The sequence below is a fragment of the Aeromonas sp. R1-1 genome (genome assembly GCF_040908495.1).
Lineage (GTDB): Bacteria > Pseudomonadota > Gammaproteobacteria > Enterobacterales > Aeromonadaceae > Aeromonas > Aeromonas veronii.
The window spans coordinates 1-11,085 of the sequence record NZ_JBFODV010000236.1 but is presented as its reverse complement, the minus strand read 5'-3'; the positions used below and the strand labels follow the sequence as shown (position 1 = coordinate 11,085).

The 11,085-nt window shown below is 58.9% G+C and carries 10 protein-coding genes; 6 read left to right on the top strand and 4 right to left on the bottom strand.

What is annotated here, in order from left to right; all coding sequences use genetic code 11:
• The coding region (locus tag AB5Y92_RS15585; protein WP_368227091.1) for an MFS transporter at nucleotides 1-1,115 on the top strand (1,115 nt) is incomplete at its 5' end.
• A gap of 68 nt (nucleotides 1,116-1,183) precedes the next feature.
• Here the strand turns inward: AB5Y92_RS15585 and rluF are convergent.
• The gene (gene rluF / locus AB5Y92_RS15580; RefSeq protein ID WP_368227090.1) at nucleotides 1,184-2,215 is read right to left on the bottom strand and encodes a 23S rRNA pseudouridine(2604) synthase RluF; all 1,032 of its coding nucleotides are present in this window, start codon (nucleotides 2,213-2,215) and stop codon (nucleotides 1,184-1,186) included.
• Nucleotides 2,205-2,327 (bottom strand): hypothetical protein, encoded by a 123-nt coding sequence (locus AB5Y92_RS15575; RefSeq protein ID WP_265347000.1) that lies wholly within the window; start codon nucleotides 2,325-2,327, stop codon nucleotides 2,205-2,207. The genes rluF and AB5Y92_RS15575 overlap by 11 nt, the downstream gene beginning before the upstream one ends.
• A 345-nt stretch (nucleotides 2,328-2,672) precedes the next feature.
• Between AB5Y92_RS15575 and AB5Y92_RS15570 the strand changes: the two genes are divergently transcribed.
• Nucleotides 2,673-4,253: an alpha/beta hydrolase gene (locus AB5Y92_RS15570; protein WP_368227089.1), complete on the top strand. Its 1,581-nt coding sequence runs from the start codon at nucleotides 2,673-2,675 to the stop codon at nucleotides 4,251-4,253.
• Between the two features lie 122 nt (nucleotides 4,254-4,375).
• On the opposite strand, the gene AB5Y92_RS15565 is transcribed toward AB5Y92_RS15570, so the two are convergent.
• Together AB5Y92_RS15565 and AB5Y92_RS15560 are read right to left on the bottom strand one after the other, a co-directional pair.
• The gene (locus AB5Y92_RS15565; protein ID WP_368227088.1) at nucleotides 4,376-4,744 is read right to left on the bottom strand and encodes a VOC family protein; all 369 of its coding nucleotides are present in this window, start codon (nucleotides 4,742-4,744) and stop codon (nucleotides 4,376-4,378) included.
• 204 nt (nucleotides 4,745-4,948) lie between these two features.
• Nucleotides 4,949-5,212, bottom strand: coding sequence for a hypothetical protein (locus tag AB5Y92_RS15560; protein ID WP_042056561.1), 264 nt, complete (start codon nucleotides 5,210-5,212; stop codon nucleotides 4,949-4,951).
• A gap of 216 nt (nucleotides 5,213-5,428) precedes the next feature.
• Between AB5Y92_RS15560 and AB5Y92_RS15555 the strand changes: the two genes are divergently transcribed.
• The 4 genes from AB5Y92_RS15555 to rsxC all read left to right on the top strand — a co-directional run.
• Nucleotides 5,429-8,572, top strand: a complete 3,144-nt coding sequence (locus AB5Y92_RS15555) for a DUF3427 domain-containing protein (RefSeq protein WP_113738697.1) — start codon at nucleotides 5,429-5,431, stop codon at nucleotides 8,570-8,572.
• Between the two features lie 181 nt (nucleotides 8,573-8,753).
• Nucleotides 8,754-9,335 (top strand): electron transport complex subunit RsxA, encoded by a 582-nt coding sequence (gene rsxA, locus AB5Y92_RS15550; RefSeq protein ID WP_005337600.1) that lies wholly within the window; start codon nucleotides 8,754-8,756, stop codon nucleotides 9,333-9,335.
• Between the two features lie 2 nt (nucleotides 9,336-9,337).
• Nucleotides 9,338-9,916, top strand: a complete 579-nt coding sequence (gene rsxB, locus AB5Y92_RS15545; RefSeq protein ID WP_005350799.1) for an electron transport complex subunit RsxB — start codon at nucleotides 9,338-9,340, stop codon at nucleotides 9,914-9,916.
• A gap of 14 nt (nucleotides 9,917-9,930) precedes the next feature.
• A partial coding sequence (gene rsxC, locus AB5Y92_RS15540; protein ID WP_368227087.1) for an electron transport complex subunit RsxC occupies nucleotides 9,931-11,085 on the top strand: 1,155 nt, incomplete at its 3' end.

The window sequence follows — 11,085 nt, the reverse complement described above, 5'->3', positions numbered from 1 at the left end:
CCCTCGCCTGGCTCACCCTGCTGCCGCTCTGGCTGATCGGGATTGGTGTGCTGCTCACCCCGCGCCTGCGCAGCCTTGCCAGTGCCACCACCCTGCTGGGGCTGGCCTTGCTGCTACTCACGGCGGGCAGTGCCCTGCGTTTTGATGCCCAGAGCGGCGCCCTGCTGATCACCACCGCCGCCCTCTGTGGCCTGGGTTCGGCGCTGGTGCAGGGAGTGCTGCCCGCCCTTATCAAGCAGCACTTTGCCCGCAAGGTGCCGCAAGTGATGGGGATCTTCTCTGCCTGCATGATGGGGGGCGGTGCGCTCGGCGCCAGCCTCACGCCACGGCTGGCAACGAGCCTCGACTGGTCGCAGGCGCTGGCACTCTGGAGCCTGCCGGTGCTGCTGGCCCTCGTCTGGCTAGGGTGGAAAGTGCGTCTGCCACGGGCCGCCGCGGTCGCCATTCTCCACGGCGAACAGCGGCTGATCACCCTGCCCCGCAGCTGGTTGCTGATCGTCTGCTTTGGCATCATCAACAGCGGCTACGGCATCGTCGTGGCCTGGCTGGCCCCCGCCTATATGGCGCAGGGCTGGAGCGCCGCACAGGCGGGCGAGCTGGTCGCCTGGCTGGCGCTGGCCCAGACTGCCAGCGGCCTCGGCTTGCCGCTACTGGCGGCGCGCAGTCTGGATCGGCGGCCATGGATGGGGCTGGCGATTGCCATGCAGCTGGCGGGGTTTGGCGGCCTCTGGCTGGCACCAGCCAGTGCCCCGATTCTCTGGTGCATGCTGTGCGGCGCCGGTCTTGGCGGCAGTTTTTCGCTGATCATGGTGATTGCGCTCGATCACCTGCCAGACCCGCGCCGCGCCGGCACCCTGAGCGCCCTGATGCAGGGCTTCGGCTTTATGCTGGCGGCCACCGGCCCCTGGGTCGCCGCCCGCCTCTATCACCTGTTCGGCGACTTCGCGGCCGCCTGGCAGTGGCAACTGGGAGGCCTGCTGCTGATGAGCCTGCTGGTGCTGCGCCTCGACCCGCGCCATTACCCTCGCGTCATGGGGTTACCGACCGCCAGCGAGCCAACCCATTCTGCTCCTCTCCCAACCAGCTCTGCGGCCCAAAGCAACACACCGGCCTGAGGCCGGTGTGTTGGGGATAACAGTGTTGGGGATCACAAGACGAGGCTGACGCCGCTCAGGGGAGCAACTCAGCGCCCCTTCTTCTGCCGTCCGCTGTTAGCGGTGCGCGGCTTGCCTGCGGCCGGTTTGCCACCCTTGGGTGCCCCTTTGCCTGCACTGCCCTTGCCAGCGCCGCCCTTGTTGGCAGCACCTTTGCCCGCGCCCCCCTTGCCCACCGGCAGCTTCTTCTCGAAGGCTTCCGGGCCCGGCACATTGGGACGCCCGCCAATCTCGTGATCATCATCGCGGCGCGGCTTCTTGCCCTGCCCCGGTTTGGCGCTTTGTGCCGCTGGGGCCTTGGCCGCCTTGGGTTTGTCGCCTTTGGCCGGTTTCACCTCGGAGGAGGAGTCCTCAATCAGCTTGAACAGATCGATCAGCTCGTCGTCGGTGAGATCGCGCCACTCGCCCACCGGCAGTCCCTTGAGGCTGACGTTCATGATGCGGATGCGCTCCAGCTTGGTCACTTCAAAACCGAAGTGCTCGCACATGCGGCGGATCTGGCGGTTAAGCCCCTGCACCAGGGTGATACGAAAAACGAACGGCGCCTCTTTCTTCACCTTGCACTTCTTGGTCACAGTACCGAGGATCGGCACCCCGGCCGCCATGCCGCGCACAAACTCGTCGGTCACCGGCTTGTCGACGGTCACCAGATACTCTTTCTCATGATCGTTGCCCGCCCGCAGGATCTTGTTGACCAGATCGCCGTGGTTGGTGAGGAAAATCAGCCCCTGCGAATCCTTGTCGAGCCGCCCGATGGGGAAGACCCGGGTGCTGTGGTTGACGAAATCGACGATGTTGTCCTTCTCGCCCGCCTCTGTGGTACTGACGATACCCACCGGCTTGTTGAGGGCGATCAGCACCAGACTGTCCGCCTCGCGCGGCTCGATCACCTGACCGTTCACCTTGACCAGATCGCCAACCTGCACCTGATCGCCAATCCCGGCGCGCTTGCCGTTGATAAAGACGTGGCCCTGCTCGATAAAGCGGTCGGCCTCGCGACGCGAGCAGATACCGCTCTCGCTGATGTATTTGTTCAGGCGCATGGATTCGTTAGCCAGCATGGTGCACCTGCCACAGGTTCTGGGTCGCGCCCGGTTGTGCCATCGCCTGTTCCGGCTGCACCGGAGAGGCTGTCTGCTGCATCAGCCAATTCACTACGTCAAAGTTCTGCATACCATTCCATCTTCAAAAAAGGCCAATGCCAGCTTATCCATCAAAAAACGCCGCTACAGTAGCATAATTGCCCCCTTTCAGGGGCAGATAGTTGCAAGTTCGCAGCACCCAAGCTGGCATCTGCGGACAAGTTCACGCCGCCAGATGGCCCGCGATGCAGCCTTTGAACGGCCAGCCTGATGTAAGCGGCGGGGTCAGGCGCCCATAGCCAGCGCGGCCGAACGCCATCAACTATACATATCACCTTGTTTCCATTAGGCTTTAAGCCGGTTGGCCGCGCCCAATGTGCTGCGCCGAACTCGCCCGCCCAAAGGCGGCTCTACCTCTATCGCCAAGGATTGCACCATGCTGGCTCACACTCGCCGCCTTGTTCGCCGTGCTCTGCTGACCCTGTTGCTGCTGTTGCTGACCGCTTGGGCGGTGATCGCCTACTTCGCCTGGCAGGCAGCGCCGCTGCAGCTGTGGCACACAGTGGTGCCCCCCGAACTCAGTGCCGATGAGCTCGACAGCAGCAACTGGCAAACCTATCTGGCCCGCGAAGCAGAGCTGTTCGAGCTGGTGGCCACCGAGGTGGTCGCCAAGACACCGCCCGAGCAGCAACTGGCCAGCAATCGCTACTATCAGGACGCCCCCATCAATCCCGCCCGCTTTCAGCAGAACTGGAACCGCTCCTACCTGCTGCGCCCCGAGGGGGACGTCAAAGGGGTGGCGGTGCTGCTGCACGGCCTGACCGACTCCCCCTACAGCCTGCGCCATCTGGCCAGACGCTATCAGCAGCAGGGCTTTATCGCGCTGGGGCTGAGGATCCCCGGCCACGGCACCGTGCCCGCAGGCCTAGTGGATGTGGATTGGGAGACCTGGCTGGCCGCTACCCGATTGGCGGTGCGGGAGGCCAGATTGCTGGCACCGGGCAAGCGGCCGCTGCATCTGGTGGGCTTTTCCAACGGCGGCGCACTGGCGGTGAAATATGCGCTCGATGCGCTGGCCGACCCGAGCGGCACGCTGGCAAAACCGGATCGGCTGGTGCTGATCTCCCCGATGATCGGGGTGACCCGCTTTGCCCGCTTCGCCGGGCTCAAGGCCGTGCCTGCCCTGCTGCCCGCCTTTGCCAACGCAGCCTGGCTCGACACCATGCCGGAGTTCAACCCGTTCAAATACAACTCGTTTCCGGTCAACGGGGCGCGCCAATCCTATCGCCTGACTCACGCCATCCAGCAGCAGGTGCGCCAGCTGGCCGCCAGTGGCGAGCTGGCGGCGTTTCCCCCCGCCCTCACCTTCCAGTCGGTGATGGACTACACCGTCAGCACCCGCTCCATCATTGCCGATCTCTACCACTACCTGCCGGCCAACGGCAGCGAACTGGTGCTGTTTGATATCAACCGCAGCACCCTGTTTGGCCCGCTGATGAGCTCGGCCTCCGAGCTGGCGCTGCACCGCTTGCTGCCAAACGCCCCCCAGCACTATCGCCTCACCGTGGTGGGCAATGTCGATCCCGCCTCTCCCGCGACGCAGGCCAAAACGCTGGCCAGCGCCGATCAGCCTGAGCAGCTCCGCCCGCTGGGTATCGATTATCCCAAGGAGATCTACTCCCTCTCCCATGTGGCGCTCCCCTTCCCGATGGACGACCCCCTCTATGGCATGGCAGCGCGCCCAGAGCAGCGGGAGCAATACGGCATCAACCTCGGTGGTCTGGCCCTGCGTGGCGAGCGCGGGGTGCTGATCGTCAACCCCGGCGCCCTCACCCGCACCTCCTCCAACCCCTTCTACCCCTATCTGCAGCAGCGGGTGATGGAGACCCTCACCGCCCCTCCCGTCGCCCCGTCTGCCGCCGTAATCCCTGCCAGCAGCGGTCAACCTGATGCGGCCTATCAGGCAGAAGTGGAGCAGTTTTTACAGGAGAGCGACGAGAGCAGCTCGCCTTTCTAGGGTGTCTCTGGAGAATCGGCAAAGAGCCACTGGCGCTGGGTCGATAGCGATACAAGAAAGGGGCCGTCAAGTGACGGCCCCTTTCTATTGATGATGGCGATGGGAGTGATGGCTTGATGGGCTCAGGGATAGATGCTCACTTCTATCAGGTTCTGGTCTGGATCGAGGAAATAGACAGATTTTATCGGCCCACAGGCACCGCTTTTGGTCACCGGCCCCTCGACAATCTCCACCCCGTGGCAGGCCAGCTGGGCCATCACCTGCTCCAGCGGCCAGCGGGTGATAAGGCAGACATCCCCCGACCCCACCTGCGCCCGATTGCGCGGCTCCTGCCCCAGCAGCTGCAGATTGATCTTCTGGTTGCCAAACCCTACCGCCCGGCGCCCCGCACCGAAGGTGATGGCCTCCATATTGAGCACCGAACTGTAAAAGGCCACGGCCCGTTCAATATCACTGACCGTCAATACCAGATGGTCGATATGGCTGATCATGGTTACCTCCTGGTGGTGATCTGGTTGATGTGACCGACATCTGCCCGCAAGCATCCGACTGTCACCGCCACTGCGGGCAACCCCATCATACCCGGCAAGGGGAAGCCCATGTGTGCCTTGGCGCGCAAAGAGGGCGCAAATGATGATGTAATTTTTAAGGGGTGTTCAGTTGGGCGTTGCAGTGGCTGCTGTTGTCGCGTTCGGCTAACTCTTCACTGGCATTAATGCTTCTGGAGTCATCACAATAAGCGGGATGGCCAGCGCCTGACTCAACCGCTCCGCCAGTTCGTAGGCAGGGCCGATGGTGTCGTAGTCTGCCACACAGGTTGCCAAGGCACAGCCGTTGCTCTCTTCGACTCGCAGGTAAACGCTGTAGCCTTGAACGGTCAGACCGCTGTCACGCACCACCTGTATCTCACCTTCCTGATTGATGGCCTCCAGTTCAACCGCTACCGGTTTCTTGAACATCTGTACTCCTCAGTCACTGCAGATAGTGGCAGTAATAAAGCCCAGCAGGGGGTAAGAAAAAAATTATGCTGTCACATCTTGAATCTGTGAGCCGCGTGAAAAAATTAATAATACGGGTTCCATAACCAAACATGCCACCGATAATAACATGCTGATTTAGATGAAAAAATGATATTATCTCTTTCTTCTATAGACAATGTTCGAGGCTCGTGCGTGATGCAACAATGCGGTATTTATGAACAGCTCATTACTCAACTGCTGACATCTCGACTCGACCGCGAGCGCTTTTACGTAGGGGAACGCCAACTTGAACCTGCCGAAGCGGCAGTTTGGTTATCCAGATTTCTGAGCCGGGTTTTGGAATATGCGGTGAGCTCGGTAACTGGAGAGGATCAGCTGCAACGGCAGATCGAGCTGGCTAACCAGTTATTGCTTTGGCTAAAGGATCGCACCCAAGACCCAGACTTTATTGGCGAGAACCTCATCGATAGTCAGGGGAAAATTCTGACCGCGCTTTACCAGTTGGATAACCCCATCTCCGCCAATTTAAAGCAATATGCCGAGGATATTTTCCCTCTGACCGGTCTCACTCAGAGCGAACTTTTTTGTGGCAGCAATGCGGGTTTGTCGATGGAGTCGGAGATTAAACGGGAGATATTATCTGCAGATAACATCTGCTGGCTGGTCTCATTTATCAAATGGGCAGGTATCCGGATTTTCCGTCATGAGCTGGAAGAGTTCACTCGCAGCGGCCGCCAATTAAAAGTAATTACTACCTCTTATATGGGAGCGACCGATGCCAAGGCAGTTGAATTTTTAGCCAGCCTCCCAAATACTGAAGTCAAACTCAGCTATAACACCCAGCGCGAGCGGTTGCATGCCAAGAGCTATCTTTTTTGCCGAAATACCGGCTTTCATACCGGCTATATAGGTTCCTCCAATCTCTCTCACTCTGCCCTCACCAGCGGCTTGGAGTGGAACCTAAAAATCACCTCGCAAGAGATCCCTCATATTATCGAGAAATCCCTGAGTACCTTTGAAACCTATTGGGAATCCGATGATTTTGAGCTGTTTGATGGCAAGCTCGAAAGCCGTACAAAATTGCAGCATGCACTACAAGAGGCCCGTGGAGATGGGGACAAAAATAGCCCTGCCTATTTCTTTGATATCACGCCGTTTCCGCATCAACTGGAAATCCTTGAACAATTGGCGATGGAGCGCGCTTTACACCAACGCTTCCGTAACTTGGTGGTTGCGGCCACCGGTACAGGGAAAACCCTGATTTCCGCTTTTGATTTTGCGCGTTTTCTGAAAACCAAACCCGACGCCAAGTTCCTGTTTGTCGCCCACAAAGAGGAGATCTTGCGCCAAGCATTGGCCTCATACCGCGGAGTGCTTAAACAATCCAATTTTGGCGAACTCTTGGTCGGCGGCGCCGTGCCGACCCATTACCGTCAGCTATTTGCCTCGGTGCAATCCTTAAATAACCAGCTGGCTACGTTGCGCCTTAGCCCAGACTATTTCGATTACATCGTCATCGATGAGGTTCATCACATTGCTGCGGCCAGTTATCGTGGTTTGCTCGCCGCCTTTGAACCTCACATTCTGCTGGGATTGACCGCAACGCCAGAGCGCCATGATGGCGGTGATATTCTCGCTGATTTTTGTGGTGTCATCGCAGCAGAGATCCGCTTGCCAGAGGCCATTAATCGTCGCCATCTCTGTCCATTCCAATATTTTGGCATCGATGATGATACTGACTTGCGCCAAGTCGCTTGGAAAAATGGCCGTTATGACATTACTGCACTGACCAATATTTACACTAAAAATAACAGCCGGGTTCAGAAAATCGTCCAGAGTCTCGCTGAGATCGTCACCGATATTACCAAGATCAAAGCGCTGGCATTTTGTGTGAGCCGTGAACATGCCGACTTTATGTGCAAGGCCTTTTTATTGAAGGGCATCAAGGCTGACATCCTCACCAGCGATAATCGAGACGAGCGGCGTAGTAAACAACAAGATTTGCGCACTGGGGTTATCAATATTCTCTGCGTGGTGGACATCTTCAACGAAGGGGTCGATATCCCGGAAGTCGATACCTTGCTGTTTTTACGACCAACGGAAAGCCTCACTATCTTCTTGCAGCAATTAGGGCGCGGCCTGCGGCTGGCGAGTGATAAAGAGTGCTGCACCGTGTTGGACTTTGTTGGCAATGCCCGTGCTGAGTATGACTTTGCCCAGAAATTCCGGGCACTGGTGGGTAAAACTAATAAAGCGATCAGCCACGAGATCAAACAGGGCTTCCCTCACGCCCCCTTGGGCTGCCGCATCGAACTCTCAAAACAGACCCAAGAGTTAATTCTGAGCAATATCAAGAAGGCGACTCTCAATACCTCGCGCCTTATGGGCCTGATCCGCCGTTTCTCACAGGATTGCGATTTACCTCTGACACTAGCGAACTTTTTGAAGTTCTACCCTCACATCAGCCTTGAGGAGATCTACAAGCGTGGCAATTGGAGCACCTTGGTCAAACAGGCCCGCAACCACACCGTTTCTGAAATGAGCGATGAGAAGCTGTCGACCCTCTACACCCGGGCTATCAGAACCCGGCTATTGGGTTGCGATGCGCTCCATTACTTGAACTTCTTACAAACCTTGGTGGAAAGCGCCTTTACCTTAACGGCTGAGCACGATGAACGGATGGCCTTGATGTGCCATTACGACTTCTGGCAACAGAGCGGCCCCAACGCCGGCTTTGGCTCCTTGGCGCACAGCCTGAAACAACTTAATCAACCAGAGTTGAGGGCCGAGCTTGCAGATCTGTTGCCCATGCTGATCAACCGGGTGCAACACGAGCAACTGGCCATGCCTGACCTTCCCGGCAATCCACTGCAACTGCATGCCCGTTATGCCAGAGAGCAGGTGCTGGTTGGCTTTGGCGCGACCACCTTCGCGCAGCAACCCACGGCTCGCGAAGGGGTCTATGTCATCGCAGAGCAAAATATCGAGTTGCTGTTCGTGACCTTGAACAAAACGGAACAGCACTTCTCCCCCACTACCCGTTATCACGACTACGCCATCAACGAGTCGCTGTTTCATTGGCAGAGCCAAAACAGCGCTCGCCCAGAACGGGGTAAGGGGCTGAGTTACATAAACCACAGAGCAGAAGGTAAGCGCTTGTTTCTGTTCGTCCGCGAGCAGAGCAAAGATGAATTTGGCCGTACCCTTGGCTTTGTGAACTTTGGTGAGGTGGAGTACGTATCCCACACTGGCAGCCAACCGATGAACATTAAATGGCATCTCACTACTCCGATGCCGCCATTTATGTGGAAAGAAGCCGCCAAACTGGCTGTTGGTTAGTAAGGCTTCTCACCCGGTGGGGATATGGCGCAAAACCCACCGGATTCTTGCCCAAAACCCCGGCTAAATTATCCAGTTGCATAATAACCATGCGGCCTTGCGGTTGTTTAACTGGCCCTAACGTCAGATAATACCGCCCGCCTTCAAACCCCGATAACCCGACTTTCAGTGACGGTAATTGATGACTGAGTACCTGCTTTTATTGATCGGCACCGTGCTGGTTAACAACTTCGTGCTGGTGAAATTCCTCGGCCTCTGCCCCTTTATGGGGGTCTCCGGCAAGCTGGAAACCGCCATCGGCATGGGGCTGGCGACCACCTTCGTGATGACCCTCGCCAGTGCCAGCTCCTATCTGGTGGAGCACTATATCCTGCTGCCGCTGGATATCGCCTATCTGCGCACCCTCGCCTTTATTCTGGTGATCGCCGTGGTGGTGCAGTTTACCGAGATGGTGGTGCGCAAGAGCAGCCCGACCCTCTATCGCCTGCTGGGGATCTTCCTGCCCCTCATCACCACCAACTGCGCGGTGCTCGGGGTTGCGCTGCTCAGCATCAATGAGCGACACGACTTTATCCAGAGCGTGATCTATGGCTTTGGCGCCGCTACCGGCTTCTCGCTGGTGCTGATCCTGTTTGCCGCCATGCGCGAGCGTCTGGTCGCCGCCGATGTGCCCGCGCCGTTTCGCGGGGTGTCGATTGCCATGATCACCGCCGGTCTGATGTCGCTGGCCTTTATGGGCTTTACCGGCCTTATCAAGATATAACCATGATCCATATTCTCTTTGCCATTCTGGTGCTCACCCTGCTGGCGCTGGCGTTCGGGATTATCCTGGGCTTTGCCGCCGTCAAGTTTCATGTGGAAGCAGACCCCATCGTCGATCAGCTCGATGCCCTGCTGCCCCAGACCCAGTGTGGCCAGTGCGGCTATCCCGGCTGCAAACCCTACGCCGAGGCGCTCGCCAACGGCGATCAGATCAACAAGTGCGTACCCGGTGGCGAGGCCACCATGCGCAAAATTGCCGATCTGATGGGGGTCGAGCCCCAGCCGCTGGGGGGCAGTGACGAGGCCGCCGTGCCGGTCAAAAAGGTCGCCTTTATCCACGAAGATCAGTGCATCGGCTGCACCAAGTGCATTCAGGCCTGCCCGGTGGATGCCATCGTCGGCGCCACCAAGGCGATGCATACCGTGATTGCCAACGAGTGCACCGGTTGCGATCTCTGTGTCGATCCCTGTCCGACCGACTGCATCGAGATGATCCCGGTGCCCACCACGGTCGATAACTGGAAGTGGGATCTCAATAACGTGCATGTTCCGGGCAAGATTCCGGTCAAGATAGTGGAATAAACAGCGGAGCAACCATGCATTCCTTACTCGAACGTATCAAAGCCGGCACGCTCTGGGACTTTCACGGTGGCATTCACCCCGCCGACAACAAGCTGCAATCAAGCCAGAGCCCGGTGGTAGACGCCGGTCTGCCGCCGCGCCTCATTATTCCGCTGCGCCAGCACGCAGGCCCCGCCGGCGATCTGCTGGTGCAGGTGGGCGACAAGGTCAAAAAAGGGCAGCCGCTGACCCGTTATGCCAAGGGGCGGGTCGTCCCTGTCCATGCCTCCACCTCCGGCACCATCACCGAGATTGGCAACCACACGGTTGCCCACCCCTCCGGACTCGGCGATCTCTGCGTCATGCTCACCCCGGATGGGGAGGATGAGTGGGGCGAGCGCAACGGCAAAGCCGATTACTGGAATCTGGAGCGGGGCGAGCTGCTCGAGCGCATCCAGCAGGCGGGGGTGGCGGGCCTTGGCGGCGCCGTGTTCCCGACCCACAGCAAGCTCGATGGCCGCGGCCAGCTCACCGAGATCCTGATCGTCAACGGGCTGGAGTGCGAACCCTATATCACCACCGATGATCGGTTGATGCAGCAATACGCCGACGAGATCATGGATGGCATCCGGGTGCTCAAGCACCTGCTCAAACCGAAACTCACCCTGATCGGGGTGGAAGACAACAAGCCCGAGGCGATCGAGCAGCTGACCCGCCACGCCACCGACGAGGACGTGCTGGTCAAGACGGTGCCGACCAAGTACCCCTCGGGCGGTGCCAAGCAGACCATCGAGCTGCTCACCGGCCGTCAGGTGCCCAAGGGGGGCCGCGCGGTCGATATTGGCATCATGGTGCTCAACGTCGCCACCGTGTTTGCCATCAAGCGCGCCATTATCGACGGCGAGCCGCTGATCGAGCGGATCGTCACCCTAACCGGCGACAGCTTCAAAAAACCCGGCAATGCCTGGGTGCGCCTGGGTACGCCGGTACGCTGGCTGTTGCAGCGTTTCGAGCTGCAACCGGAAGCGGAGCAGCGGGTGATCATGGGGGGCCCCATGATGGGCTTTACCCTGCCCCACGCCATGGTGCCTGTGGTCAAGGCCACCAACTGCCTGCTGGCGCCGACGCAGGCCGAACTGCCCGCCCCCGGCCCGGAGCAGCCCTGCATCCGTTGCAGCGCCTGCGCCGAT

Excerpts from the sequence above, each read along its gene's own strand:
- rsxA (WP_005337600.1), top strand. The coding sequence starts at position 8,754 with ATGACTGAGTACCTGCTTTTATTGATCGGCACCGTGCTGGTTAACAAC.
- rsxB (WP_005350799.1), top strand. The coding sequence starts at position 9,338 with ATGATCCATATTCTCTTTGCCATTCTGGTGCTCACCCTGCTGGCGCTG.
- AB5Y92_RS15560 (WP_042056561.1), bottom strand. The coding sequence starts at position 5,212 with ATGTTCAAGAAACCGGTAGCGGTTGAACTGGAGGCCATCAATCAGGAA.
- AB5Y92_RS15570 (WP_368227089.1), top strand. The coding sequence starts at position 2,673 with ATGCTGGCTCACACTCGCCGCCTTGTTCGCCGTGCTCTGCTGACCCTG.
- AB5Y92_RS15565 (WP_368227088.1), bottom strand. The coding sequence starts at position 4,744 with ATGATCAGCCATATCGACCATCTGGTATTGACGGTCAGTGATATTGAA.
- rluF (WP_368227090.1), bottom strand. The coding sequence starts at position 2,215 with ATGCTGGCTAACGAATCCATGCGCCTGAACAAATACATCAGCGAGAGC.
- AB5Y92_RS15575 (WP_265347000.1), bottom strand. The coding sequence starts at position 2,327 with ATGCAGAACTTTGACGTAGTGAATTGGCTGATGCAGCAGACAGCCTCT.
- AB5Y92_RS15555 (WP_113738697.1), top strand. The coding sequence starts at position 5,429 with ATGCAACAATGCGGTATTTATGAACAGCTCATTACTCAACTGCTGACA.